Genomic DNA, 24,107 nt, shown 5'->3' with positions numbered 1-24,107 from the left:
TTTCTCACGATCGACAGCGGAGTTTCGACAGCCCATGAGCGACACGCGCGCGCCTTCCCGTCCCGACGCCGTTCTCGATTCCGCCGATCCGCGCTGGGCGCGGCTGCATCGGCTGATCGACACGCATTCGCTGCTGCGCGGCGATTTCACGCTCTCCTCGGGCCGCAAGAGCAATTATCTCTTCCAGCTGCGCCAGACGACCATGCTGCCGGAGGGCGCGCATCTCATCGCCGATATCGTCGTCGACTATATGAAGGCGCAGGGGATAAAGGGCGTCGGCGGGCTGGCCGTGGGCGCCGTGCCCATGGTGGCGGCCATCGCCGCGGTGAGCTTTCCCAAGGGCGCGCCGGTCGAGGCTTTCTTCGTGCGCAAGGAGGCCAAGGGCCATGGCGCCAAGGAGCGCATCGACGGCTATGTGCCCAAGGGCGGCGAGGCGCTGATCGTGGACGATGTGGCGACGACGGGGGGCTCTATATTGGAGGCCATCGCCGGCATGGTGGAGGAGCACCCGGAGGCGAGAGCGACGCGCGCGCTGGTCGTGATCGACCGTGAGGAAGGCGCCGCGGAAAAGCTCGCCGAAAAGGGAATCACGCTGGTGTCGATTTTCAAGCGCGGCGATTTCACCATATAGGCCTTGCATGCCGTTTCGGAGGTAGAGCCATGAATTGCGCGACGCCGATGTTTCTAGCCTTCCTCGCTTGCGGAGGCGTCGCGGCGCCGGCGCTCGCGCAATCGAGCGATCCTTCGGCCGGGCGGCGTCTCGCCGCCTCGCTCTGCGTCGAATGTCATCGCATAGACGAGAAGACGCCGGCCAAGGACGAGGCCGCCAAGGCGCCCAGCTTCGTCGATGTGGCGCGCATGCCCTCGACGACGGAGCTGGCGATCAAGGTTTTTCTGCGCAGCTCGCATCGGAACATGCCCAATCTCATCCTCACGCCGGATGAGATCGACTCGCTCTCCGCCTATATCGTCGGCCTCGCGCCCAAGCGTTGAGGCGTCACGGCTTCGGGCAATCGGGCTGCAGAAATTTCGCGTCGATCGTGAAGCCGGAGCGCTCGCGCGTGGCGCCGCTCTTTTGCGTGAGCGTCGTCTTCGATTGCGCGCGATACCAGCTCGAGAAATCGCCGGTGAGCAAGAGGCTCGTCACCTCGCGCGCGCCATGGAGATCGCATGAGAAGGTGACGATGACCTCGCCGCCTTGCGCGGATTCGACCGTCGGCTTCGTGCAATTGTCCTGCGGAGCGCCGAGGATGCCGTCGCCCGCTTCGATGCAGACGTCATGCGACTGCAGTCCCACGTCCGGCGATATTGTTTTTATGCGCCAGAGACCGGGCCGACGCTGCGGCAACTCGTCCGCTCGCGACGAGCGCGCGCTCGCAATGACGGAGAGAGACAAAGTCACTGCGAGCATCGCGAGATATGGCGCGCGACGATAGATGCGGAGGTTCAACGCTTCGCCTCGATCACGTATGATTTTTTTGCGGCGCAGAATATGTGGCGCGCGCGTTTGCGAGGCAACTCGTTTTCAATGTCGGGCGCGCATTTTAAGAATAGCTCCCGCGCGCGCCGCCGCTTTTTCCCGAATGCGTGACGCGGCCTCCCGAGAGAGGCCGCGTGACAGTGAGCGTCAGGCCTGGCCGGCGGCGCCTTGGGCCTTGGGAATACGCAGCACCTGGCCGGGATAGATCTTGTCGGGATCGGAGAGCAACGGCCGATTGGCGGCGAAAATCTCTTCGTATTTTCCGCCCTTGCCCTGGCCATATTGCGTCTCGGCGATCTTCCACAGCGTGTCGCCCTGGCGCACCTTGTAGAAGAACGACTCCGTCTCCTGCTTGCCGACGACGATATTGCTCTCGACCTGCGAGACGCCCTTGGTGTTGCCGACGGCGAGCACGATCTTCTCCGCGTCGCTGGTCGAAGGCGCCTTGCCGCCGAGCTTCACCTTGTCGCCCTCGACCGAGATTTCGATCTTGGAGGCGTCGAGACCTTTCTTCTCGATCTCCTTCTTCAATTCATCGGCGGGCGCGGCGGCGTTCTCGGTCGCGCCCTTGGGCGAAGGCGCATTCTTGTCGATCTGCTCGCCGCTCTTCGAGTTGTTCCAGAAATTGAAGAGACCCATTTTTACGACCTCCTTCGCGCTTTGGCGTGAGCGCGAGCGCCGGTGGAATTGCGCCCGCGCCGCGTTACATAGGGCGCGCCGCGCTCAGGCGAGCCCATCACGAAGAAGGCGTTCTCGCGCCGCCCGCACCCATAGCTGCGCGGCGAGCGGCGAAAAATGCAGGCCGTCATTGGTCATCTCTGGCCGCCGCGCGCCGTCTTGCGAAAGCTGCGGCGCGAGATCGACGACCGCGAGCCCGCGCGCCTCGGCGAGCGCGCGCATCAGCGCATTGATCTCGTCTATGCGCGGCGCCTGGGCGGCGTCGGCGACATGGGGCGCGAGCATCAGAACGCCGCGCGCATCCTCCGGCAGGCGGCGCAGCAGCGCGCGAAAATCATGGTCGATCTGCGCGAGCGGCGCCGCGTCGAAGAGAAGATCGTTCAAGCCGCCATCGATGATGAAGCAGCGCGCGCCCATCATGCGCGCCTCGACGATTTGCGCGCCTATATCCTTCAGCGTCGCGCCGCCGAGGCAGAGGCGCAGCACGTCGAAGGGGCGCCGGCGGAGCGGGCGCCAGTCGCATTGCGCCGCGAGACTGTCGCCGACGATGGCGTAGCGCGGCGCCCGCAGACGCGTGACGCGCCGATGCAGCGCGATGCGAAAGGCGCGCCGCACGCCGGCGTCGGAGGCCGCGATCAGCGCGCCAAAGAGCAGCAGGAGAAAGACGAGAATGAAAAAAATTTGCGCCAATGTCGCGATCATCGCCCTCGCCGCCTCGCCCGCGTCATCGGCAGGACATAGATCCGAATCGACTCTGGGGAGGACGCCCGCATGATCGCCCGCATCGCCAAGATCCTGCTCGCCGCCTGCGCCGGCCTTCTCGGCCTCGTCACCGGGCTCGGCAATATTTTCGATTATGGCACGAATTTCGAGGTCCTTCGCCATGTCGTCTCCATGGACACGACCCATGCCGACGCCGCGCTGATGAGCCGCGCCATTCTCTCCGACGCGCTGCAGCGGCTGATCTATGCCGGGATCATCGCGACGGAGCTCGCCTATGGAGCGCTCTGCCTCTATGGCGCGCTGCGGCTTTTTGGCGCACGAAAGGGCGACGCGGCGAGCTTCGAAACGGCGAAGCAATGGGCCATAGGCGGGCTCGCGCTCGGCTTCGCGCTCTATTTTTTCGGCTTCATGATCATCGGCGGCGAATGGTTCCAAATGTGGCGTTCCATTGATTGGAACTTCCAGCAGCCGGCCTTTCGATTCATCGGCTCGCTCGGCCTCATCCTGCTCTTCGTCGCCCAGCCGGAGCCGTCGCGCGGCTGACGTGGCGAGGGCATTGTTTGGAACCGATCCAATCTATGGAGTTTGACGGGATTGTCGCTCCTTCACTAGATTTCGCGCGCCCTGCTCATTCGGAGAGTTTCCTCTCGCGATCGGAGAATCTGAAAATGGCGCTCGCCACTCGATCGCGCCTCTCGACATTGTCGCGCGCTTTTTTCTTTCTGCTCGCCGCAGCCTTGCCGGCGGCGAGCCTCGAATCGACGACGAGCGACGCGCGCGCCGCCGACGAGGCCCATCTCTCGCAACGCGAGCTGCTGGGGAAACGAATTTTCGAGGATAAGAATCTCTCGGAACCAGCGGGCCTCTCCTGCGCCTCCTGCCATGATCCCGCCAAGGCGTTTCAAGGCAATAATGGCTCGCCCATCGCGGCGCTCGCGCGCGGCAGCCGGCCGGATGCGCTCGGAACGCGCAAGACGCCCTCGCTCGCTTACGTCTCCTTCAGCCCGCGCTTTCATTTCATGAAGAAGAAGGACGAGGAGACCGGCGAGACGGAGCTGGTTCCCGTCGGCGGACAATTTTGGGACGGCCGCGCGGATGATCTCGCCGCGCAAGTGGAAGGGCCGCTGCTCAATCCACGCGAGATGAACAATCCGTCGAAAGCCGCCGTGGTCGAGAAGATAAAATCCGGCGCCTATGCCGATCTCGCGCGGCGCGTCTATGGCGAGAAGCTCTTCGAGAACGACGCGGCCTTCGACAAATTGGCGCGCGCGGTCGCCGCATTTGAGAGCAGCGAGCGATTTCATCCCTTCTCGTCCAAATTCGACGATTTTCTGCGCGGACGCGAGAAATTGACCGCCGAAGAGGCGAAGGGCTTCGCGCTGTTCAAGGACAAGAAGAAGGGCAATTGCATCGCCTGCCATGTCGGCGAGGAGAAATCGCGCCATCCGCAGGACTGGCTGTTCACCGATTTCAGCTATGATGCGCTGGGCGCGCCGCGCAACGCCGCCATACCGGACAATAAAGACCGGGCGCATATCGATCTCGGCCTCTGCAAGCGCGAGGGCCTCGCCAAGGTCGCCCCCAAGGGCTACGCCATCGACAGCCTCTGCGGGCAGTTCAAGGCGCCCACCTTGCGAAACATCGCCGTCACCGGCCCCTATCTGCACAATGGCGCCTTCGCCAGCCTGCGCGACGTCGTGGCCTTCTACGCGACGCGCGACACCGATCCTGCGCGCTGGTATCCCAAGAAAGAGGGCGCGACCGCGAAATATGACGATCTGCCGGCGGCGTATCACGACAATGTGAACGTCAAGGAAGTTCCTTATGATCGCAAGCCGGGCGAGACGCCGCGGCTCGACGAAAGCGAGATCGACGCCATCGCCGCCTTTCTGCGCACGCTGACCGACCGGCCCACGCCCGCGACGAAGGCGGAGAGATAGAGTGTTTTCGAGCGAAGTGGGAACCGGTTCGCGTGAAGAAAACACGACCGAACAAGGAGATTTAGAGAGCAGCAAGACGGGAGCCGCCGCGAAAAGGACATAAGCATAGGGCCGGATGTCGCCTTCTTTCCCTCGAGGAGGCGGCCCATGCGGCTTCGCGTCTTGGCTCTCGTTTGCGTGTCTTCGATCGCTCTGTCTTCCGCATGGGCGAAGGAGACGATCGTCGAGGCGACATCGACGATCGACGGCGTCATCGTCCATCCAGACGCAGCGACAGTGACGCGCAGAGCGACGATCGATCTTCCCGCTGGCGCCGCGACGGTCCTCCTCAAAAATCTTCCCTTCGCGCTCGACGCCGATTGGCTACGCGTCTCCGGCGAGGCGAATGGGCGCGTGACGATCGGCGCCGTCGAGGCGCGGCTCGCGCCGGCGGAGACGCAGGCGCCGGACACGGCGATCGAATCGAAGCTGAAGCAATTGCGCGGCGCGCGCGAGAGCCTGCAGGTGACGCTGGACACGCTCACCGCCAAGCAGGCGATGATCGCGCGCTATTCGCAGGCGAGCCCGGAGAAGCTCGGCCCGGAGACACGGCCGCTCGCGATCGGCGAATGGAGCGCGGCCTTCGACGCCATCGCCTCCGCATTGACCAAAACCGGCGAAGAATTGCGCGGCGCCCACGTCAAGGCGAAGGAGCTCGACGACGAGATCCATGCGCTCGAGGCGGGAACCGGCGCGCGCGCGACGCGGCGCCCGTCGCGCGAGATCGCCATAGCGGTCGAATCGGCGAGCGGCGGCAAGCTGCAATTGACCCTCTCCTATCTCGTCTCCGGCGCCTATTGGCGGCCCGCCTATGACGCGCGACTCGAGACCGGCGGCGCGGAGGGCAAGCCGCAGCTCGAATTCATCCGTCGCGCCGCGGTGACGCAGAACACGGGCGAGGATTGGGGCGATGTCGCGCTCTCCGTCTCGACGACGCGCGCGCATCGCGGCGCAGCGGCGCCCGATGTGCAGCCGCAGCGGGTGAGCTTTTATGAGCCGCCGATTCTCTATTCGGAGAAGCTCGCCGCTCCGGCGGCTGCGGCGCCCGAGCGCCCGATGCGCAAAGCGGAAATCTCCAGGATGCCGGCGCCCGAGCCGGCGCCGGCGCCGGTCGCGCAGCAGACAGCCGCGCTGGAATCCAACGCTTTTCAAGCGAGCTTCAAAATCTCCGGCCGCGTCGGCGTGCCGGGCGACGGAACGACGAAGAGCTTTATTCTCACCGCGCGCCGCATGACGCCGACGCTCGCCGCGCGCATCGCGCCGGCGCTCGATCCCACGGCTTTTCTCGAGGCGCGAATCCTCAATGAGGAGGACGCCCCGCTGCTGGCCGGCCCCGTCGCCGTGCAGCGCGACGGAATGCATGTGGGGCAGAGCCGCATCGCTTTCGTCGCGCCGGGCGAGGCGGTGGAGCTCGGCTTCGGCGCCGACGACAAGATCAAGGTCGCGCGCGCGCCGGTCAAGCGCGTCGAGAATGAGCCGAGCTGGTTCGGCCAGACCAAATATGAGACGCGCGACTTCAAGACCACGGTCACGAATCTGCACGATTTCATCGTTCCGGTGACGGTCGTCGATCAGATTCCGTTTTCGGAGAATACAGCGATCACAGTGGAGACGCTGCCGCAAACGACGGCTCCCACGACGAAGCAGATCGCCGACAAGCGCGGCGTGATGGGCTGGAGCTTCGACGCCAAGCCGCGCGAGACGAAAGAGCTGCGCCTCGCCTATCGCGTCAAATGGCCGGCGGAGCGCGACATTGTGACACAACCGGCGCCGATTGCCCAAAGGTGACGGACTTGAAAGGGACTTCGGCGTAGCCATTTGTGTCGTGTCGCAGCGCTCGCGCGACGAGGAGACTCTCTGATGCATGTCAATATCGCCGCGGCGGAAGCCGCCATCACCGCTGCACGCAAGCGCGCCTCCGAGCTCGGCACGAAAATGTGCATCGCCGTCGTCGATTCCGGCGCCGATCTGAAAGCCTTCTATCGCATGGACGATGCCTGGGTCGGCAGCATCGACATTGCGATCAAGAAAGCGAAGACGGCCGTCTTCTTCGGCATGCCGACGGGCGACATCGGCAAGCTGTCGCAGCCGGGCGGCCCGCTCTTCGGCATCGAGCATTCCAATGACGGGCTCATCACCTTCCCCGGCGGCCTGCCCATCGTCGATGAGGATGGCGTGCTGGTCGGCGCGATAGGCGTCAGCGGCAGCTCGGTCGAGAATGACCATGCCGTCGCGCTCGCCGGCGTCGCCGTCGTCGGCGTCAGCGATCTGCCGGCGCATCCTTGGCGGACGTGAGCCCGCGGTCGAGCCATGCGCGCCATTGCGGCGCCGCGCCGATGAAATCGGCCAGCGCCGCATAGCCGCCGCTATTGGGGTGGGCGCCGTCGCCGGCGGCCGCCTCCTGCAAAAGCACGCCGCAGCTCGCGGCGAAGCCGCGCATCTCGATATAGGGAATGCGCAGCTCGGCGCAGAGCTTTTGCAATTGCGGGCACAGACGATCGATGCGCGCGGCGCCGGGCAGAAACGGCCCGACCATCAATACGGGCGCGAGCGTCGCGGCCTCGCGCAGCATTTGCTCTGCATGGGCCAGCGTCTCCTCGAGCGGCACGCGCGCACGGCCCGCTTCCTCCTCCACGCAATCATTGGCGCCGAAGGAAAACAGCAAGCGCGCGTCGGAGCCCGCCGGCAGACGGCGCCGCGCCTCCTCGCGCCAGCGCGCGGCGATATCGGCGCTGGTGTCGCGGCGGATGCCGAGATTATAGGCGGTGACATCTCGCCCACCGTGGCGCTCCCGCGAGACCAGCCGGCCCACCCAGCCGAGACCATCGTCGTCGCCGGTTCCATTGACGAAGCTGTCGCCGAAAAAACAGATGCGAACCGGCGTGGTCATGCGCGCCCCCGGATAGATTTGCGCGGCCTTCGCCGCCTTCCTTCTCCCCGCTCGCGGGGAGAAGGTGAGGATGAGGGCCAGGGCATGAGCCACAAACGGAAAACGCCCCGAGCCCCTCACCCAGGCCCTCTCCCCGCTCGCGCGGGGAGAGGGAGAAATATCATTCCGCCTCCGCGCTCCATCCGCAGAGCGCCAGCGCCTCGCGCATATGCGCGGGCGCCGGGGCGCGCACGACGATGCGCTCCTTGTTCTCGCGCATCGGAATGTCGATCTCGCGCGCGTGAAGATGCAGCGGCGGCGCGCCTTCGCGCTTGCCATGGCCATAGACGGGATCGCCGAGCATGGGCCAGCCCATGGCCTGGCAATGAACGCGCAGCTGATGCGTGCGGCCGGTCTGCGGCCTCAGCTCGAGGAAGGCGAGATCATTGCCCTGCGCGTCGCGGGCGCGGCCGAGCACGCGCCAATCCGTCTGCGCCGGCTGGCCCAGCGGATCGGGCCGCATCCACCAGCCGCGCGTCGAATCGAGCCGGCCGAGCGCCATGTCGATATGGCCCTCCTCCTCCGAAGGCGCGCCTTCGACGATCGCCCAATAGGTCTTTTTGATGCGCCCGTCGTGAAACAGCTTGCCGAGCCGCTCCAGCGCCTTGCGGTGGCGGCCGAGCACGAGGCAGCCCGAGGTGTCGCGATCGAGCCGATGCGCGAGCGCCGGCGCGCGCGGCAAGCCGAAGCGCAGCGCGTCGAAATGATCCTCCAGATTCTCGCCGCCCTTGGGGCCGCGATGCACAGGCAGGCCGGCGGGCTTGTCGACGACGAGCATCAGCCCGTCCCGATAGAGGAGGCGCGAGACGAGATCATCCGGTGTCATGGGCGTCATCCTAATCGAATCGGCGATTTCGCGTGAGGCTTCCGCGGCCCGCCCTTGCCGCCGTACGGCGCGCGCTAGCTAGAGACATGCGGAGCCAGCCCTTCGTCCGAGGGCCAGCAAGAGAGAACAACGGAGAGTACCATGGCCGAAGAAGACCAAGTCGACCGTCTGATGTCGCGGAACGCCTATATTTTCGCGGGGGTCGGGGCCGTGCTCGGCGCTGTGATGGGCGCTGGCGTCGTCGGCTTTCCCGCCGCGATCGGGACCGTGATCATCGGCGCGCTGCTCGGCGGCATTCTCGGGTCCTTCATCGTCACCAAGTGACCCGGCCGAGCGACGCCCATTCGACGGAGCGCGGCTGCGCGAAGCCGCCGCGCTCCCGCCGCTCAGACCGAATGGCCAAAATGGGCGAGCACGAAGTCCAGCGCGCCGACGCGCTCCAGCAGCCAATAGGCGCCGAGCAGCGCGATCACCGCCGAGAGCGCATAGACGAGCTGCGGGCTGCGCTTGCCGCCGGTCTGCTTGTCGATGAAGAGCAGCGCCGGCACGAAGACCAGCACGATCGCCACCTGTCCGAGCTCGACGCCTATGTTGAAGGAGGCGAGCGCGGGTAGAACCGCATCCGCCGGCACGCCCAGCTCCTTCAGCCCGCTGGCGAAGCCGAAGCCATGGACGAAGCCGAAGAGAAACGTGTCGCGCCAGCGTCCATCGACGCGGCGCGAGAAGAAATTCTCGACCGCGACATAGATGATCGAGGCGGCGATCGCCGCCTCCACCCATTGCGAGGGCAGCGTGACGATATCGAGCGCCGCCAGCGACAGAGTGACCGAATGCGAGACGGTGAAGGCGGTGACGATCTTCACTACCGGCCAAACGCGCGTCGCCCAGAGAAGAATGGCGATGAGGAAGGAAATGTGGTCGTAGCCGGTGAGAATATGCTCGACGCCGGCCTGCACGAATTTCCACATCAGCTGCCACACCGTCTCCAGCGGCTTCGAAAGATCGAGCGGCGCATCGGTGGGATAGAGCATGGTCTCGCCGGCGTTGGGGCCGGTCAGCGTGACGAGATGCTTGGCCTTGGAGCCCGCGGCCGCCAGAAGCTCTTTCGCGTCGTAGAAAATCTGGCCGGAAACGCTGGCGCAGTCGAACGTCAGCGTCACCAATGCGCTGTCCGCATTGGTGGGGTCCTCTCCGGAATAGTCCACGCGGCCGGAACAGGCGTGGCCATCGGCGTCATGCATGGAGACCCGGCGCTGAATCAGCTTGCCGATCTCGGCCTCCAGCACACCGGGCTGCGATAGCTCGACGCCGGAGCGCTCCGCCATGGTCTGCGAGAAGATGCGCTCGAGATCGGTCGCCAGAAAGCCGACGTCTACCCGATAGGAATGATCCTTCTCGGGCGTGATCTTGACGGTGGAAATATCCGCCGTATGGGCGAAGGCCGGCGCGATCGATGCGAGCAATGCGGCGACGACGAGCGGCAAGCATTTCAACGACCAGCTCATTTTCGAAGGACTCCGGGCAAGCCTGACGGGCGGGGCCGCGACAATGCCCGACGCCGCGAAAATGGACAAGACCGCGCGCCGCTCGGCCCGCGCGCGATTGCGGGGCCGCGCCCGGACGGGTAAAAACAACGACATGCGGCCGGAGCTTTTCATTGGAATCCGGGACCGCCGCGAGGGGAGCGTCCGATATGCAGCGTGTCACCATGACCATCGACGACGATCTCATGGCCGCTCTCGACCAGTATATGGAGGCCGGCGGGCATCAGAATCGCTCGGAGGCGGTGCGCGATCTCGTGCGCGCCGGCCTCATGAAGCAGCCCAAGGTCGATGACAGCGACCGCCCTTGCATCGGCGCGCTCGTCTATCTCTACGATCACGAGACGCGGCAATTGTCGAAGCGGCTGATGCACGACCATCACAGCCACGCCGATCTCTCCATCGCCGCCCTGCATGTGCATGTCGACGCCGAGACCTGCCTCGAGGTCTCGCTGCTGCGCGGCCGCAAATCCGAGGTGGAGCATTTTGCCCGACATGTGATCGGCGAGCGCGGCGTGCGCTACGGCCAGCTCGTCGTCGCGCCCGGCGAGGCGCATTCGCCGGAGAGCGCCTCCACGCAAAAGCCTCACCACGGCCATAGCCACGCCTGAGCCCTGTGACGGAAATGCAACGCTGCGGGTAAATCCGTAGGCGGTCGTTGACCCGCCCCCTCTCGTATGATCAGATTAGTAAAAAATCATACGGGGGAGCAGCGATGACCGGCCGGCGCATTGGCGAAATCTCAGCATTGGCCCTGACGGCTGCGCTTTTCGGCGGCGCCGCCCTCGCTCAGGAGGCTCTGCCGGACATAGACGTCGGCGCGCCGATCGCGGCCGCGACGCCGGCGGCGGCCGCCGCGCGCTCGGAAGACGCGCAAAAGGCGAAGGTGAGGATCGAGGCGGCCAGCGAGACCATCTTCAGCGGCCAGCAGGTCAACGCCGTGCCCTTTGCACGTCCGGGCGAGGCGCTCGAGATCGTCCCCGGCCTCTCGGTCACGCAGCACAGCGGCGAAGGCAAGGCGAACCAGTATTTTCTGCGCGGCTTCCAGCTCGACCACGGCACTGATTTCTCGCTGACGCTGGACGGCATGCCGATCAACATGCGCACGCATGGCCACGGCCAGGGCTATGCGGACGCCAATTTCCTGATCCCGGAGCTGCTCTCCTCCGTCGTCGGCCGCAAAGGCCCCTATTACGCCGACAAGGGCGACTTCTCCTCGGCCGGCGCGGTCGATATGCAATATATCGACAAGCTCGACCACGGCTTCTTCCGGGCGACGGGTGGCAGCTTCGCCTATGGCCGCCTGCTCGGCGCCAAGAGCTTCGAGGTGAATGGCGGCAATCTGCTCACCGCCATCGAGTCGAGCATATACAACGGCCCATGGACGCGGCCGGACGAGATGCGCAAGATCAATTCGGTGCTGCGCTGGTCGCGCGGCACGCAGGAGGACGGCCTCTCGATCACGGCCATGGCCTACGCCAACCGCTGGTTCTCCACCGACCAGATCCCGTCGCGCGCCGTCTATGGCGGCGTCCTTCCGCTGTGGGGCAATATCGACAGCACCGACGGCGGCGACGCTTCGCGCTTCAGCCTCTCGGCGCGCTGGAGCCAGACGGAGGGCGCGCATTCCTCGCGCGTGGAAGCCTACGCGATACGCTCGACGCTCGATCTCTACAATAATTTCACCTATTTCCTCTCGCATCCCGACGTCGGCGACCAGTTCCGCCAATTCGACCGGCGCACCGTGCTCGGCGTCAAAGCGCAGCACGCCTATAAATACGAGCTCGCCGGCCTGCCGATCGAGTCGCGCATCGGCCTCGAGAGCCGCTACGACAATATTCGTCTCGGCCTCCAGGACAGCTGGCGGCGCCAGCCCTATGACACGATCACCAACAGCCATGTGGCGGAAGGCAGCGTTAGCCTTTGGACCGACACCACTGTTCGCTTCTCGCCCTGGCTGCGCGCCACCGGCGGCGTGCGCTTCGACTATTTCGCCGCCAGCGTCGGCAGCCTCCAAGACCCGCTCTCCGCGCCCAAGGACGGGAATGGCGATCCGATCTGGACCGGCCCATGGAACAGCGGCTCCAAATCGGCGACGATGGGCAGCCCGAAGGTCGGCGTCGTCATCGGCCCCTTCGAGCAGACCGAGCTGTTCCTCAATTTCGGCGAGGGGCTGCATTCGACCGACGTGCGCGGAACCGTGACCCGGCTGAGCCCGGCCGACGGCTCCAACGTGGCGACCATTCCCCTGCTGGTGAAGCAGCGCGGCGCCGAGATCGGCGTGCGGACCACGCGCCTGCTCGACGGGCTCGAATCCTCGGTCGCCTTCTGGTGGCTGAACAATGATTCGGAGAATCAGTTCGAGGGCGATTCCGGCAGCACGGCCTTCGGCCGGCCGAGCCGGCGCTATGGCGTGGAGATCATCAATCACTACACGCCCACCTCCTGGCTGCGGATGGAGGGCAGCGTTTCCCTGTCGCATGCGCGTTTCCGCGGCGTCGACCAGCAGCAGGCGCTCACCTGGATCGATCTTCTGCAGCCCGGCTCATTCCAATATGGAACCTATGTCGGCAACGCGCCCGGCAATTACATTCCCGATTCGCCCAACATCGTCGCCATGGGCCAGATCGAGGTGGGCGAGACGACCGGCCCCTTCGCGGCGCTGCGCTATCGCTATCTCGGCGAGCGCCCGCTGACCGAGGACGGCGCCTTCAAATCGCCGGCGACCGGAACGCTCAATCTGCGCGCCGGCTATCGCTTCGACAATGGCTGGAGCATTCAGGCCGACGCGTTCAACGTCACCAATTCGCGCTCCGACATGATCACCTATGGCTACGGATCGCTGATCCCCTCCGATCCGCTCTATGGCCTGTGCAAGGCGGGCGTCGCGCCGGGCAATGTCTGCTCGGTCGGCGTGATGGGCCGTCATTTCAAGCCGATGGAACCGCCGGCCGTGCGCGTGTCGATCACCGGCCCGCTGCCCTTCTGAGTTCTGGTCGCATCAGTTTCGCGCACCGATCTGGCGCCCCGCGGAAAGCTCGGCTAGGCTGAGCGTTTCGCTGGGCGGCCATTTGCGCGCCGCAGCGATCCTTTCTACGGCGCGTGATTTTTTCGACGCGCCGAGCTCTTTGCGAAAGAGACGATTATGACCGCGACCAAGCCCAAAAAGAAGCTCGTGATCTTTTGCGACGGCACGTGGAACGAGCCGACCAAGCGCGGCACCAATGTCGTGCGAATGCTGCAGGCCACTGATTTTCTCGACGCCGACGGCAATCCGCAGCTCACCCATTACATCGCCGGAGTCGGCACACGCAAAGACGAGAAGGTCGTCGGCGGCGCATTCGGCTTCGGCATCTCCGACAATATCAAGGACGCCTACGCCTTCATCGTCAGCAATTACGAACCGGGCGACGACATCTATCTCTTCGGCTTCAGCCGCGGCGCCTATACGGCGCGCAGCATCGCCGGCCTCATTCACAATCTCGGCGTGCTGCAACGCTGGAATCTGCCGCTCGTCTCCATCGCCTATGACCATTACAAGGACAGGGCCGAGGAGTGGCGCCCGGGCGGCGCCTCCGCGCAGACATTCCGCGACGAGAATTGCCATCCCTATCCCGCCAAGGTCAAATTCCTCGGCGTGTGGGACACGGTCGGCGCGCTCGGCGCACCCTATGGCGAAATTCTCGGCCGGCTCATCGACAAATTCTTCCACACGAGCTTTCACGATGTGACGCTGAGCACGAGCGTCGATTCCGCCTATCACGCGCTGGCGGCGGACGAGCGTCGCTGGCCCTTCCGGCCGACGCCGATCGCGCTCACCGACTATCATCGCGAGCGCAATGCGAGAAACATCGCCGAGCGCGGCTTTCCCTTCTACACCGAGCGCTGGTTTCCGGGCGTGCACTCCAATGTCGGCGGCGGCTATGAGGAGCACGGCCTCTCCGACTATGCGCTGGTGTGGATGGCTGAGCGCGCCGCCGATAATGGCCTGAAGCTTTTGAACTTCGCCAATGTGAAGCTCTCCTTCACCCGGCCCTTCGGACCCGATCCGGCCGAGAAGATTCAGAACAGCCAGACATTCCTCTATCGACTGGCGACCGTGCTGCTCGTGAAGCTGCCGGCGACGCTCGGCCTGCCCTCCGTCTATCCGCTCGACGATCAGCGCCTCGCCAAATATGTGACCTGGAGCGGCGACTACATCCGCCCTATCGACTCCGGTGAGGATTTCGGCCCGGTGCGCGAAAAAGCGGAGATCGACCCCGCCTATCGGCCCAAGCAGCTGCCCGCTCGCGCCGGCGCGACGGAAACAGCGCCGGAGAAGGAGAAAGTGCGCGAGCCTGCGTGAGAGGCGCCCCTCTTCGACGGGATGATCGATTTGCCCTCGCCTAGCGCTGGTCGAAGCAATTCGTATATACGATCGTATTCCGTGTCGAACGCGCCGTAGCCCCCGTGTGGTTAGCGGGCAAAAAGCCCATTCGGCGCGCGCCGAATGCGCCGACAATGCTATTAGTGGCCTGCGTCATTCGATCCGACGATCGAAAGGCCCCCTCCCTCACCCTCCCCCGCTTCGCGGGAGAGGGAGGCGGCGCCGATTCGCGAGACATGGATGAAGCGCCGAATCTGCCCCCTCTCCCGCGAAGCGGGGGAGGGCTGGGGAGGGGGCGCGAGCAGCTTCGCTCGATCGACGAAGGCCATAAAAGACACAATGCGATACCCTCCCTCCTTCCTCGATGAAATTCGCGCCCGCGTGCCGGTCTCGGCAGTGGTGTCGAAGAAGGTCAAGCTCAAGAAGGCGGGGCCCGAATGGCGCGGGCTTTCGCCCTTCCAGGCGGAGAAGACGCCCTCTTTCTACGTCAACGACAAGAAGGGCTTCTTTCACGACTTCTCCTCCGGCAAGCATGGGGACGGCTTCACCTTTCTGATGGAGACGGAGGGCCTCACCTTTCCCGATGCGGTCGAGCGGCTCGCCGGCATGGCCGGCCTGCCCATGCCGGTGGAGACGAAAGAGGCGCAGGAGGCCGAGCAGCGGCGCGGCTCGCTGACCGAGGTGCTGGAATGGGCGGCGCAATTCTTCGAGAAGCAGCTGCGCGGCCCCGCCGGCGCCGAGGCGCGCGCCTATCTCGCCCGCCGCGAGCTCGGCGAGAAGGAGCAGGCGCAATTTCGGCTAGGCTTCGGGCCGAGCGAGCGCTATGCGCTGCGCGACCATCTCGCCGGCAAGGGCGCCGGCGTCGAGACGATGATCGAGGCCGGCCTGCTCGTCCATGGCGAGGACATCGCCGTCCCCTATGACCGTTTCCGCAATCGGATCATGTTTCCGATCGCAGACCGCTCCGGCCGCGTCATCGCCTTCGGCGGGCGGGCGATGGAGAAGGACGCCAAGGCCAAATATCTCAACTCACCGGAGACGCCGCTCTTCCACAAGGGCGCGACGCTCTACAATCTCCACAACGCCCGCAAAGCGGCGCATGAGGCGGGAAACATCATCGCCGTAGAGGGCTATGTCGACGTCATCGCCATGACCGCGGCCGGCTTTCCGCAGACGGTGGCGCCGCTGGGGACGGCGCTGACGGCCGAGCAATGCGGCCTGCTGTGGAACCACGCCGAGGAGCCCATTCTCTGCTTCGACGGCGACAAGGCCGGCCGCAACGCCGCCTTTCGGGCGATCGACACGGCTCTGCCGCTGATCGGCCCCGGCCGCAGCCTGCGTTTCGTGCTGCTGCCGGACGGGCAGGATCCGGACGAGCTCTTGCGCTCCGCCGGCCCGTCCGCCTTGGCTGCGGCCGTGGCGGCGGCGCGGCCTCTGGTCGATCTGATATGGGCGCGGGAGACGGAGGGCGTCCCGCTCGACACGCCCGAGCGGCGCGCCGCGCTCGAGCGCCGCCTCGCCGAGCTCGGCCGCGCCATCGCCGACGAGACTTTGCGCCGACATTATCAGAAAGAATTTTCCGACCGCTGCGATTCGCTGTTCGGCCGCACGCGCGGCCAATTTCAACGCCGGCCGGAGGGCCGCCGCTCCGGCCCGCCGCAGCGCTTCCGCCGCGACGCGGAGCCCATGCGCGGCCCGTTGACCATTGGCGCGGCCCTCGCCAATTCTCCGCTCTATCGCGGCACGAAGCCGGCCATCGCGCCGCGCGAGGCGCTCATTTTGCTGATTCTCTTGAATCACCCAGAGCTGCTCGCCGCCCATCTCGAGGCGGTGACGGCGCTGGACTTCGCCTCGGCGGAGGGCGAGAGGCTGCGCGCCGTGCTGGTGCGCAGCCTCGCCGACGGGGCCGGCGGGCGCGAAGAATTCGCTCGCGCCGCCGCCGCCGCCGGGCTAGAAGCATTTTGCGAGAAATTGGCTGGAATGGGCGCCCATGCGACGCTATGGAGCGTGCGCGCCGAGGCGGCCCCGGCCGACGCCGCCGAAAGCCTGCGCCAAGCTCTCGTCTTGCAACATCGCGTGCGCGCATTAGATAAAGAACTTCGGAAAATCGAGGCGAGGTTGGCGATCGCGCCCAACGACCAAGATTCCGCGCGCTTAAGCGATATTCAGGCGCAATTGAACGCGCTCGATGGAACCGAAGCCGCTCTCGACGGGTTCGGTTCCCAATCGGGCCGTTCGCTGAGAAGCCTTTGACCGGCAAGCCGATCGGACGACGAGCAAAAGCTCTACCGATTTGGTTAGGCGAAAGTTAAGCCCTGGCTACGACTGTGGGCTCGGGCGAATCGGTAGGGTCCTCTGCGGGGTCCGCCGTCTTGTCATGCGGTCGACGCTGTGGTTTTTCGTTAAAATGCGGCGAGCGGAAAAGTGAACGATCCCGGCATGGCGCAGCCTTCGGCTCGGGAAGGCGGCGTGGGGTGGGGCTTGGAGCGAAGAATGGCGAAAAAAGACGACGAGAAAGTCGAAAACGAGGGCGCAGTGGCGGTGGAAACCGCCGACGGTCCTCTGCTCGACCTCAACGACGCCGCCGTCAAGCGGATGATCAAGCTCGCCAAGAAGCGCGGCTTCGTCACTTATACCGAGCTGAACGCCGTTCTGCCGTCTGAGGAAGTGTCCTCCGACCAGATCGAGGACGTTTACGCCATGCTGCAGGAGATGGGAATCACCGTCTCCGAGGGCGAAGATCCCGACGACGCAGAGGGCGAGGAGCAGCAGGAGGAGGAGGAGGCCGAGGGCGGCGAGGTCGTCGAATCCACCCGCGCCACCGCCGTCGCGACGCGCACCTCCGAGCCCGCCGACCGCACCGACGATCCCGTCCGCATGTATCTGCGCGAGATGGGCTCGGTGGAGCTGCTGTCGCGCGAGGGCGAGATCGCCATCGCCAAGCGCATCGAGGCCGGCCGCGAGGCGATGATCGCCGGTCTCTGCGAGAGCCCGCTGACCTTCCAGGCCATCATCATCTGGCGCGAGGAGCTGGAGGCCGGCAAGGTTCTGCTGCGCGACATCATCGATCTCGAGGCCACCTACGCCGGCCCCGAGGGCAAGAACGCCGGCAAGCCTCCAGTCACGCCGTCAGATCTCGCGCCCGCCACCGCGCCGCGCTCGCCGCCAGCCGCGCTGGGCGAAGCCGGCGCGCCGCCGGAGGAGGCTTTCGAGGAAGAGGACGACCTCGAGAATTCCGTCTCGCTCTCCGCCATGGAGACCGAGCTGAAGCCGAAGGTGCTGGAGACTTTCGCCCGCGTCGCCGACGCCTATAAGAAGCTGCGCCGGCTGCAGGATCAGAATGTCGAGAACAAGCTCAAGAATGAGACGCTGACCCCGGCTCAGGACCGCAAATACAAGCAGCTCAAGAAAGAGATCGTCACGGATGTGAAGTCTCTCTCCTTGAACCAGAACCGTATCGAGGCGCTGGTCGAGCAGCTCTACGACATCAACAAGCGTCTCATCGGCTATGAGACCAAGCTGCTGCGCCTCGCCGATGCGCAGGGCGTGCAGCGCGAGGACTTCATCGACAAGTTCCAGGGCTCGGAGCTCGATCCGAAATGGATCATGCGCGTCTCCAAGCTCGGCTCGCGCGGCTGGAAGGAATTCGTCGCCAACGAGAAAGACCGGATCAAGGAGCTGCGCGGCGAGATTCACGCGCTGGCCACCGAGACCGGCCTCGAGATCGCCGAGTTCCGCAAGATCGTCCATATGGTTCAAAAGGGCGAGCGCGAGGCCCGGCAGGCGAAGAAGGAGATGGTCGAGGCCAATCTGCGCCTCGTGATCTCCATCGCCAAGAAATACACCAATCGCGGCCTGCAGTTCCTGGACCTCATCCAGGAAGGCAATATCGGCCTGATGAAGGCGGTCGATAAGTTCGAATATCGCCGCGGCTATAAATTCTCGACCTACGCCACCTGGTGGATTCGTCAGGCGATCACCCGCTCCATCGCGGATCAGGCGCGTACGATCCGCATTCCGGTGCATATGATCGAGACGATCAACAAGATCGTGCGCACCTCGCGCCAGATGCTGCACGAGATCGGCCGCGAGCCGACGCCGGAGGAATTGTCCGAGAAGCTCGCCATGCCACTGGAAAAAGTGCGCAAGGTGCTGAAGATCGCCAAGGAGCCGATCAGCCTGGAGACGCCGATCGGCGACGAGGAGGATTCGCATCTCGGCGATTTCATCGAGGACAAGAACGCCATTCTCCCGATCGAGGCGGCGATTCAGTCCAACCTCCGCGAGACGACGACGCGCGTTCTGGCCTCCCTCACCCCGCGTGAGGAGCGCGTGCTGCGCATGCGCTTCGGCATCGGCATGAACACCGACCATACACTCGAGGAAGTCGGCCAGCAATTCTCGGTGACGCGCGAGCGCATCCGCCAGATCGAGGCGAAGGCGCTGAGGAAGCTGAAGCATCCGAGCCGCTCGCGGAAGCTGCGGAGCTTCTTGGACAATTGATATCGAATGGCCGGCCTCGCGCCGGCCATTTTGTTTCAAGTCGCCAATTGTTCGTATCGAGCCGAAGCCTTCCACCTTGGATGAACGCGCCTCCAACGCCTCGCGCCGAGCCGAGCGCAAGCGCCGCGGCGTCGTCTACACGCCCGCTCCAATCGCCCGTTTTCTCGTCGCCCGCACCATCGCGCTATCGCTCGACGAGCGGCGCGCCGCTCTCGTCGCGCAGCATGGCGGATGCGAGACGCCCGCCTTCTGGCGCGCATGGCTCGACGCTCTGCGATCCTTCAAGATCATCGATCCCGCCTGCGGCGATGGCGCGCTTCTCGACGCCGCCTTCGACGAAATGGAGCGACACTATGAGGAGACTGCGCTCGGCGCGATGATCGCGCTCGATGCGGCGCGCGAGACGATCGCCAATAATCTCTTCGGCGTCGACATAGATGCGCGCGCGGTGGAAGCTGCGCGCCGCGCGCTTTGGAGCCGATGCCCGCAGATCGCCGCGACGAGCGAGCCCGAAGGCTCGCGGTCCGAGGCGGCGACCGGACCGCTAGCCTTCAGGCTCGCTCTCGATCCAAACGGTCCGCACGACAATTTGCGCGCCGGCGATAGCCTCATCGACGATATTGCGGTGCGCGAAGGCGGCTTCGATATCGTCCTCGGCAATCCGCCCTATGTGCGGATGGAATATCTGAAAGCGGCGAAGCCCTATCTTGCGAAACATTACGCCGTCGCCGCGGAGCGCGCTGATCTCTACGCCTATTTCTTCGAAAAAGGCGTGCGATTGCTGAAAGACGGCGGACGGCTGGGCTTCATCTCCTCGTCGAGCTTCTTTCGCACCGGCGCCGGCGAGAGCTTGCGCCGCTTCCTCGCCGAAAATGCGACGATCGAAAGCGTCGTCGATTTCGGCGATCTGCGCGTCTTCGACGATGTCGTCACCTATCCGGCGATCGTGACGCTGAGGAAGAGCGCCGAGCGCGACGATGTGTCCTTTCTGCTGTTGAAGGATCGCGCGCCGAAGGACCTCGAAACGGATTTTGCCGAGCGCGCGCGGCGCATGCCGCAGGCGCGGCTCGGCGCCGCCTCCTGGCGCTTCGAGGAGGAGGCGCTGGCGCGTCTGCGCGACAAGATCGCGCGGGGCCGCAAGACGCTGCGCGAGGTCTATGGATCGCCGCTCTGGGGGATCAAGACGGGGCTCAACGACGCTTTCGTGCTCGATCGGGCGGCACGCGACGCGCTCGTCGCCGCCGATCCGCGCAGCGCCGAGATTTTGAAGCCCTATGCTCGCGGTGGAAGCATCGGCCGCTGGCGCGCGGCGAGCGAGGACTGGCTCGTCGATGCGCCGAAAGGCGCTTTCGACATTGCGGAATATCCCGCCGTGGAGGTGTGGCTCGCGCCGCTGCGCTCACGGCTCGAGGGCCGCGCCACGCGACAAAAATGGTTCGAGCTGCAACAGGCGCAGCTCGCCTATCGCGCCGGCTTCGCGGCGCCGAAGATCGTCTTTCCGGATATTTCCCAAGGGCCGAAATTCGCGCTCGACGACAGCGGCGGCCTCATCGACGCCACCTGCTTCTGCCTGCCCTGCGCCGATCTCGCGCTGCTCGCCTTTCTCAATTCGCGCCTCTGCTGGTTCGTGCTGCATTCCGTGTCCAATCCGCTGCGCGGCGGCAAATGGCGGCTGCGGCTGAAGACGCAATATTTGGAGCCGCTGCCGCTGCCCGATCTCGATCCGCAGGCCGCGGAACGGCTCGCAGCCCTGGCGAGCGCCAATGGCGAGGCCGCCCGCCGGCGCAGCGAGACGGGCGACCCCGACGAGGCAGCGCGCCTCTCCGCCGAGATCGAGAGCCGGGAAAGGGAGATCGACGCGATCGTCTATGATCTCTTCGATCTTTCGACCGAGGAGGCCACGCTTCTCGAAGCCACGCTCGCCGGCCAATATTGACACGCGAAATCCCGCCCGGATTGCGCTATATTGCGCTGCATGAACCCGCATCTGCGCCCGATCGGCCTTCCGCTCGAGACTCAGGCCGCCGAGGGACTCCCCCGGCGTTGCTGGAGCGTGGCGGAAATCGAGGAAATGCTCCGCGCCGGAATTATCGATGAAGACGAGCGGTTCGAGCTGATCGGCGGGGAGGTCGTGCCAATGTCGCCGAAGGGCGCCCGACACGAATGGGTGAAGATCGCGGTTAATCGGTTTTTGCAGCGCGCGGCTCCGCAGCATTTGGAAGTCGCCCAGGAGACCACGCTGCGCCTAGACGCACGCACTTTCGTCGAGCCGGATTTCTGCGTCTTTCCGCGCGATCTGCCCCTCTCCGCCCTCGATGGGCCGGCGGTGCTGCTGGCGATCGAGATCGCCGATTCGAGCCTCGCCTATGACAAGGGCCGCAAGATCGGCGTCTATGCCGCTTTCGGCGTGCGCGAGGTCTGGGTCGTCGACGCTGTGCGGGCCGTGACCTTCATTCATCGCCGGCTGGGCGCGGCGGGCTATGCCGAGATCGTCGAGTTCGCCAGCGCAGCGCGCCTCGAGCCCACGCTCGCGCCCGAGTTCTCCTTCAGCCTCGCCGAGCTCGGCGTGACGCCCGGCGCGGAGAAGCAGTAATCCCATGACGCCGACGACAATTGCCCGGCCATCGACGACGACCGCGCTGCTGCGCGGCTTTCTGCGCAAATGCCCGCGCTGTGGGAATGGCGCGCTCTTCGACGGCTATCTGAAGCGCGCGGACGCCTGCCCGCATTGCGCGGAGAGCTTCATCGGCGTCGACGCCGACGATGGCCCGGCCTGGCTCACCATCGGCGTCGTCGCTCATATCATCGTTCCGCTGCTGATCTTTCTGGAGACGCGCGCAACTCTGTCCTATGGCGCCGAGGCGGCGCTGGTGCTGTCCGCGACTATCGTCTCCACCCTGCTGCTGCTGCCTCTCTGCAAGGGATTCTTCATCGCGGCGGTTTGGTCGCTGTCGAAGAAGACGGACTGACGCGCGGCTCAGCGCTCGCCGCGGGGCTCAGGCTCGCGCGGCTCCAGCGGATGGCCGGCGGCGGCCCAGCCATCCGTGCCCTGCGAGAACCAGGACACGTTGGAATAGCCGAGCGCGAGCGCGCGCTTGGCGGCGTTCCACGACATCCAGCAATCGGCGAGGCAGTAGAAGACCAGCGGGCGGCTCTTTTCTTCCACGGTCACGCGCGCGAGGCCGCTTTCGAAATAGCGGAGCGAGGCCTCCGGCAGTTCGCCATAGCCGGTCTCGGGAAGCCAGACGCTGCCCGGAATGTCGAAACGCGGCTTGTCGCGCCAGACGGCCTCGGGCGGCAGGCCCGCGGGCCTCGGCGGGCGCGGCAGGACATCGATGAAGACAGCGGCCTTGTCGCGCCATAGGGCGAAGGCCTGCTGCGTGTCGATCACGCGGGCGCCGCGCAGAGTGGCGGGCACGGCGGCGCGAAAATCGGAGAGCCGATAGCCCTCCGGCTCGGGAACGGTCTCGGCGGCGGCGGGCGCCGCGACGAGAGCAACGAGGCCGAGCGCGACGCCGAGCCAGCGCCTCATGGCGTGGACGCGATGGGCGCGGGCGCGATCGGCGCGTCGGATTCGTCGATCAGCGGCACGCCGAAATCGACGAGCAATCGGTCGATCTCGCTCTGATTCTGGGCGATGAGCCGATTGAGCTCGCGCTTCCACTCCTGATCGGAATGGCGAACCCCCATGGCGATGCGAAAGCTCATGCGCGCGCCCTTGTCCCCGCTGAGCAGGGCCAGCTTCAGCCGGCCGCCGGATTTTTTCGCATGATAGCCGGCGAATGGCCCCCAGAGAATAGCGACGTCGATCGCGCCACTCTCGAGATCATGGATCATATCGGCGCCCGGCGCGTCGACACGCGTATCGACGACGAGCGGATAGGGCTTCACCGCCGCGAGCAGCCGATAGCGGGCCAGGAGATTGCCGGGTGGCGTGTTGGCGACGAGGCCGATGCGCTTATTCTGGGCGAGGCGCGGATCGGCGAGCGACGTCAGCCCCTCGAGATCGGAGCCGGCGCGATAGACCACCGCATAGGAGGTCCGATAATAGGGATTGGTGGGCTGAACGAGATCGTCGCCCTGCGGCATTCCCATCACCACATCGCACAAATGCGCATTGAGCGTGTTGCGGATGAAGCCGGTCGCGCCCGGATAATAGGAATAGGCGATATCCTTGCCGAGCTTCTTGGCCAGAAACTCCGCGAGCTTGTTCTCGAACCCCTCTCCGGCGCTGTTGGAAAAGGGAAGATTGCTCGGATCGGCGCAGACGCGCAGAATCTTGGGGTCGATCAGCTCGATCGAGCCGCGCGCGTCATCGACGCCCCCTTGAGGACGCGCCACGAGACCGGGCGATTGAGACTGTGCCGGGGCCGTCGCGAGCAAGCCCGCGACGGCGACCAGGGAAAATGTGAGACGACGCGACATGACGAGCCCTCGGCCGGTTCCGCCGCCAGCCGGCGCGCGAAGCCTCGACTGACGCTCGATCACTATTTGGCGCTCATGCACTTCGCTTCGGCCTCGGCGAAAGCCGGCGGCTTCTCTGCCTTCTTCTCCGGACGGCCGCGGCCGACCGCCTCGGTCGAACGGGCGCGGAGATAGATGTAGAGGTCGTCGATATAGCACATGGCGTTCTTATTGTCGGCGAAAGCCGGCATGACGCTGTCATTGCCCGCCTGCTTGTTCTCGCGGCCGCCGACGACGATGCCGTAGAACTCCTCGTAATTGAAGTTCTTGACCGAATTCTTCAGCGCCGGCGCATAGGTCGAGCCCTCGGCGTTGGGGCCGTGGCAGACGTGGCATTCGGCGTGATAGCGGCGATAGCCGGAGAAAGTGTACCAATCGACCGTGCCGTCGGCCTGCACCTTATAGGTCGGCTTGCTCTGCGCGTCGAACCACTTGCCGTCCACTTCCTTGACCGCGGTCGGGTCTCCCGGCGCTTCGGCGCGCACGGTCGTTCCAACACCCATGAAGACGCTCAGGGCAAGTGCCCCGACGAGCGGCAGTCTCATCACGCCATCCTCCAGCAGTTTCCATCCACACAAACAAGGCGCTCGGCGCGCGCCAGGAGCGTTCGCCGAGCGC

General features: G+C 65.4%; 24 protein-coding genes. 15 read left to right on the top strand and 9 right to left on the bottom strand.

Going from position 1 to position 24,107, the window contains the following annotated elements; genetic code table 11:
- The first annotated feature begins 34 nt into the window (after nucleotides 1-34).
- Nucleotides 35-631 carry an orotate phosphoribosyltransferase gene (gene pyrE / locus EDE12_RS04970; RefSeq protein WP_051592569.1) on the top strand — a complete coding sequence of 199 codons (597 nt, stop codon included), beginning with the start codon at nucleotides 35-37 and terminating at the stop codon, nucleotides 629-631.
- A 29-nt stretch (nucleotides 632-660) separates the two neighbouring features.
- Entirely contained in the window at nucleotides 661-993 is a 333-nt protein-coding gene (locus EDE12_RS04965) for a cytochrome c (RefSeq protein WP_026599488.1), read from the top strand.
- A 4-nt stretch (nucleotides 994-997) separates the two neighbouring features.
- Here the strand turns inward: EDE12_RS04965 and EDE12_RS04960 are convergent, their stop codons facing one another.
- The 3 genes from EDE12_RS04960 to EDE12_RS04950 all read right to left on the bottom strand — a co-directional run bounded on the left by EDE12_RS04960 (nucleotide 998) and on the right by EDE12_RS04950 (nucleotide 2,860).
- A complete protein-coding gene (locus EDE12_RS04960; RefSeq protein ID WP_026599489.1) occupies nucleotides 998-1,411 on the bottom strand; it encodes a DUF3617 family protein in 414 nt (137 codons plus the stop codon).
- Between the two features lie 216 nt (nucleotides 1,412-1,627).
- Nucleotides 1,628-2,119, bottom strand: a complete 492-nt coding sequence (gene lysM / locus EDE12_RS04955) for a peptidoglycan-binding protein LysM (protein ID WP_026599490.1) — start codon at nucleotides 2,117-2,119, stop codon at nucleotides 1,628-1,630.
- A gap of 84 nt (nucleotides 2,120-2,203) precedes the next feature.
- A complete protein-coding gene (locus EDE12_RS04950) occupies nucleotides 2,204-2,860 on the bottom strand; it encodes a GDSL-type esterase/lipase family protein (RefSeq protein WP_026599491.1) in 657 nt (218 codons plus the stop codon).
- A 69-nt stretch (nucleotides 2,861-2,929) separates the two neighbouring features.
- Between EDE12_RS04950 and EDE12_RS04945 the strand changes: the two genes are divergently transcribed.
- The 4 genes from EDE12_RS04945 (at nucleotide 2,930) to EDE12_RS04930 (ending at nucleotide 7,155) form a co-directional block, all read left to right on the top strand.
- Nucleotides 2,930-3,424 (top strand): DUF2165 domain-containing protein, encoded by a 495-nt coding sequence (locus EDE12_RS04945; RefSeq protein WP_026599492.1) that lies wholly within the window; start codon nucleotides 2,930-2,932, stop codon nucleotides 3,422-3,424.
- Between the two features lie 125 nt (nucleotides 3,425-3,549).
- Nucleotides 3,550-4,821 (top strand): cytochrome c peroxidase, encoded by a 1,272-nt coding sequence (locus EDE12_RS04940; protein WP_036291211.1) that lies wholly within the window; start codon nucleotides 3,550-3,552, stop codon nucleotides 4,819-4,821.
- A gap of 147 nt (nucleotides 4,822-4,968) precedes the next feature.
- On the top strand, nucleotides 4,969-6,648 hold the full coding sequence (locus EDE12_RS04935; protein WP_026599494.1) for a mucoidy inhibitor MuiA family protein: 1,680 nt from the start codon (nucleotides 4,969-4,971) through the stop codon (nucleotides 6,646-6,648).
- 72 nt (nucleotides 6,649-6,720) lie between these two features.
- The gene (locus EDE12_RS04930) at nucleotides 6,721-7,155 is read left to right on the top strand and encodes a heme-binding protein (protein WP_026599495.1); all 435 of its coding nucleotides are present in this window, start codon (nucleotides 6,721-6,723) and stop codon (nucleotides 7,153-7,155) included.
- Here the strand turns inward: EDE12_RS04930 and EDE12_RS04925 are convergent.
- Both EDE12_RS04925 and EDE12_RS04920 read right to left on the bottom strand, forming a co-directional pair.
- The gene (locus EDE12_RS04925) at nucleotides 7,121-7,750 is read right to left on the bottom strand and encodes a GDSL-type esterase/lipase family protein (RefSeq protein ID WP_051592570.1); all 630 of its coding nucleotides are present in this window, start codon (nucleotides 7,748-7,750) and stop codon (nucleotides 7,121-7,123) included. The two genes, EDE12_RS04930 and EDE12_RS04925, sit on opposite strands and share 35 nt — an antisense overlap.
- A gap of 160 nt (nucleotides 7,751-7,910) precedes the next feature.
- Nucleotides 7,911-8,624, bottom strand: a complete 714-nt coding sequence (locus tag EDE12_RS04920; protein WP_036291212.1) for an RNA pseudouridine synthase — start codon at nucleotides 8,622-8,624, stop codon at nucleotides 7,911-7,913.
- A gap of 132 nt (nucleotides 8,625-8,756) precedes the next feature.
- On the opposite strand from EDE12_RS04920, the gene EDE12_RS04915 reads away from it, so the two are divergent.
- Nucleotides 8,757-8,939 carry a hypothetical protein gene (locus tag EDE12_RS04915; protein ID WP_024881248.1) on the top strand — a complete coding sequence of 61 codons (183 nt, stop codon included), beginning with the start codon at nucleotides 8,757-8,759 and terminating at the stop codon, nucleotides 8,937-8,939.
- Between the two features lie 62 nt (nucleotides 8,940-9,001).
- Here the strand turns inward: EDE12_RS04915 and EDE12_RS04910 are convergent, their stop codons facing one another.
- Nucleotides 9,002-10,120, bottom strand: coding sequence for a HupE/UreJ family protein (locus EDE12_RS04910; RefSeq protein WP_036291215.1), 1,119 nt, complete (start codon nucleotides 10,118-10,120; stop codon nucleotides 9,002-9,004).
- A gap of 188 nt (nucleotides 10,121-10,308) precedes the next feature.
- On the opposite strand from EDE12_RS04910, the gene nikR reads away from it, so the two are divergent.
- The 8 genes from nikR (at nucleotide 10,309) to EDE12_RS04870 (ending at nucleotide 21,994) form a co-directional block, all read left to right on the top strand.
- The gene (gene nikR / locus EDE12_RS04905) at nucleotides 10,309-10,767 is read left to right on the top strand and encodes a nickel-responsive transcriptional regulator NikR (protein WP_024881250.1); all 459 of its coding nucleotides are present in this window, start codon (nucleotides 10,309-10,311) and stop codon (nucleotides 10,765-10,767) included.
- Between the two features lie 137 nt (nucleotides 10,768-10,904).
- Entirely contained in the window at nucleotides 10,905-13,145 is a 2,241-nt protein-coding gene (locus tag EDE12_RS04900) for a TonB-dependent receptor (protein WP_348630676.1), read from the top strand.
- A gap of 156 nt (nucleotides 13,146-13,301) precedes the next feature.
- Nucleotides 13,302-14,501, top strand: coding sequence for a DUF2235 domain-containing protein (locus EDE12_RS04895; RefSeq protein ID WP_026599499.1), 1,200 nt, complete (start codon nucleotides 13,302-13,304; stop codon nucleotides 14,499-14,501).
- A gap of 360 nt (nucleotides 14,502-14,861) precedes the next feature.
- On the top strand, nucleotides 14,862-16,775 hold the full coding sequence (gene dnaG / locus EDE12_RS04890) for a DNA primase (protein WP_026599501.1): 1,914 nt from the start codon (nucleotides 14,862-14,864) through the stop codon (nucleotides 16,773-16,775).
- A gap of 240 nt (nucleotides 16,776-17,015) precedes the next feature.
- On the top strand, nucleotides 17,016-19,025 hold the full coding sequence (rpoD, locus tag EDE12_RS04885) for an RNA polymerase sigma factor RpoD (protein WP_024881254.1): 2,010 nt from the start codon (nucleotides 17,016-17,018) through the stop codon (nucleotides 19,023-19,025).
- Nucleotides 19,026-19,101: 76 nt separating this feature from the next.
- On the top strand, nucleotides 19,102-20,961 hold the full coding sequence (locus tag EDE12_RS04880) for an N-6 DNA methylase (protein WP_026599502.1): 1,860 nt from the start codon (nucleotides 19,102-19,104) through the stop codon (nucleotides 20,959-20,961).
- Between the two features lie 135 nt (nucleotides 20,962-21,096).
- Nucleotides 21,097-21,618 (top strand): Uma2 family endonuclease, encoded by a 522-nt coding sequence (locus EDE12_RS04875; RefSeq protein WP_245275814.1) that lies wholly within the window; start codon nucleotides 21,097-21,099, stop codon nucleotides 21,616-21,618.
- 4 nt (nucleotides 21,619-21,622) lie between these two features.
- Nucleotides 21,623-21,994: a DUF983 domain-containing protein gene (locus EDE12_RS04870; RefSeq protein WP_026599504.1), complete on the top strand. Its 372-nt coding sequence runs from the start codon at nucleotides 21,623-21,625 to the stop codon at nucleotides 21,992-21,994.
- Nucleotides 21,995-22,002: 8 nt separating this feature from the next.
- On the opposite strand, the gene EDE12_RS04865 is transcribed toward EDE12_RS04870, so the two are convergent.
- The 3 genes from EDE12_RS04865 to EDE12_RS04855 all read right to left on the bottom strand — a co-directional run bounded on the left by EDE12_RS04865 (nucleotide 22,003) and on the right by EDE12_RS04855 (nucleotide 23,992).
- A complete protein-coding gene (locus EDE12_RS04865; RefSeq protein WP_026599505.1) occupies nucleotides 22,003-22,557 on the bottom strand; it encodes a PQQ-dependent catabolism-associated CXXCW motif protein in 555 nt (184 codons plus the stop codon).
- Complete coding sequence (locus tag EDE12_RS04860) at nucleotides 22,554-23,450, bottom strand: substrate-binding domain-containing protein (RefSeq protein ID WP_026599506.1); 897 nt, start codon at nucleotides 23,448-23,450, stop codon at nucleotides 22,554-22,556. The genes EDE12_RS04865 and EDE12_RS04860 overlap by 4 nt, the downstream gene beginning before the upstream one ends.
- A gap of 62 nt (nucleotides 23,451-23,512) precedes the next feature.
- Nucleotides 23,513-23,992, bottom strand: coding sequence for a c-type cytochrome, methanol metabolism-related (locus EDE12_RS04855; RefSeq protein ID WP_024881260.1), 480 nt, complete (start codon nucleotides 23,990-23,992; stop codon nucleotides 23,513-23,515).
- Nucleotides 23,993-24,107 lie beyond the last annotated feature (115 nt).

This window comes from Methylosinus sp. sav-2 (assembly GCF_004366495.1).
Lineage (GTDB): Bacteria > Pseudomonadota > Alphaproteobacteria > Rhizobiales > Beijerinckiaceae > Methylosinus.
This window is presented reverse-complemented; position numbering and strand designations above follow the sequence as displayed.

What these genes read in the sequence shown, in the direction of transcription:
- EDE12_RS04920 (WP_036291212.1), bottom strand. Translation starts at nt 8,624, where the DNA reads ATGACGCCCATGACACCGGATGATCTCGTCTCGCGCCTCCTCTATCGG.
- EDE12_RS04865 (WP_026599505.1), bottom strand. Translation starts at nt 22,557, where the DNA reads ATGAGGCGCTGGCTCGGCGTCGCGCTCGGCCTCGTTGCTCTCGTCGCG.
- EDE12_RS04935 (WP_026599494.1), top strand. Translation starts at nt 4,969, where the DNA reads ATGCGGCTTCGCGTCTTGGCTCTCGTTTGCGTGTCTTCGATCGCTCTG.
- EDE12_RS04860 (WP_026599506.1), bottom strand. Translation starts at nt 23,450, where the DNA reads ATGTCGCGTCGTCTCACATTTTCCCTGGTCGCCGTCGCGGGCTTGCTC.
- EDE12_RS04855 (WP_024881260.1), bottom strand. Translation starts at nt 23,992, where the DNA reads ATGGGTGTTGGAACGACCGTGCGCGCCGAAGCGCCGGGAGACCCGACC.
- rpoD (WP_024881254.1), top strand. Translation starts at nt 17,016, where the DNA reads ATGGCGAAAAAAGACGACGAGAAAGTCGAAAACGAGGGCGCAGTGGCG.
- EDE12_RS04930 (WP_026599495.1), top strand. Translation starts at nt 6,721, where the DNA reads ATGCATGTCAATATCGCCGCGGCGGAAGCCGCCATCACCGCTGCACGC.
- EDE12_RS04940 (WP_036291211.1), top strand. Translation starts at nt 3,550, where the DNA reads ATGGCGCTCGCCACTCGATCGCGCCTCTCGACATTGTCGCGCGCTTTT.
- pyrE (WP_051592569.1), top strand. Translation starts at nt 35, where the DNA reads ATGAGCGACACGCGCGCGCCTTCCCGTCCCGACGCCGTTCTCGATTCC.
- dnaG (WP_026599501.1), top strand. Translation starts at nt 14,862, where the DNA reads ATGCGATACCCTCCCTCCTTCCTCGATGAAATTCGCGCCCGCGTGCCG.
- EDE12_RS04945 (WP_026599492.1), top strand. Translation starts at nt 2,930, where the DNA reads ATGATCGCCCGCATCGCCAAGATCCTGCTCGCCGCCTGCGCCGGCCTT.
- EDE12_RS04925 (WP_051592570.1), bottom strand. Translation starts at nt 7,750, where the DNA reads ATGACCACGCCGGTTCGCATCTGTTTTTTCGGCGACAGCTTCGTCAAT.
- EDE12_RS04915 (WP_024881248.1), top strand. Translation starts at nt 8,757, where the DNA reads ATGGCCGAAGAAGACCAAGTCGACCGTCTGATGTCGCGGAACGCCTAT.
- EDE12_RS04965 (WP_026599488.1), top strand. Translation starts at nt 661, where the DNA reads ATGAATTGCGCGACGCCGATGTTTCTAGCCTTCCTCGCTTGCGGAGGC.
- EDE12_RS04895 (WP_026599499.1), top strand. Translation starts at nt 13,302, where the DNA reads ATGACCGCGACCAAGCCCAAAAAGAAGCTCGTGATCTTTTGCGACGGC.
- EDE12_RS04875 (WP_245275814.1), top strand. Translation starts at nt 21,097, where the DNA reads ATGCTCCGCGCCGGAATTATCGATGAAGACGAGCGGTTCGAGCTGATC.
- nikR (WP_024881250.1), top strand. Translation starts at nt 10,309, where the DNA reads ATGCAGCGTGTCACCATGACCATCGACGACGATCTCATGGCCGCTCTC.
- lysM (WP_026599490.1), bottom strand. Translation starts at nt 2,119, where the DNA reads ATGGGTCTCTTCAATTTCTGGAACAACTCGAAGAGCGGCGAGCAGATC.
- EDE12_RS04950 (WP_026599491.1), bottom strand. Translation starts at nt 2,860, where the DNA reads ATGATCGCGACATTGGCGCAAATTTTTTTCATTCTCGTCTTTCTCCTG.
- EDE12_RS04960 (WP_026599489.1), bottom strand. Translation starts at nt 1,411, where the DNA reads ATGCTCGCAGTGACTTTGTCTCTCTCCGTCATTGCGAGCGCGCGCTCG.
- EDE12_RS04870 (WP_026599504.1), top strand. Translation starts at nt 21,623, where the DNA reads ATGACGCCGACGACAATTGCCCGGCCATCGACGACGACCGCGCTGCTG.
- EDE12_RS04910 (WP_036291215.1), bottom strand. Translation starts at nt 10,120, where the DNA reads ATGAGCTGGTCGTTGAAATGCTTGCCGCTCGTCGTCGCCGCATTGCTC.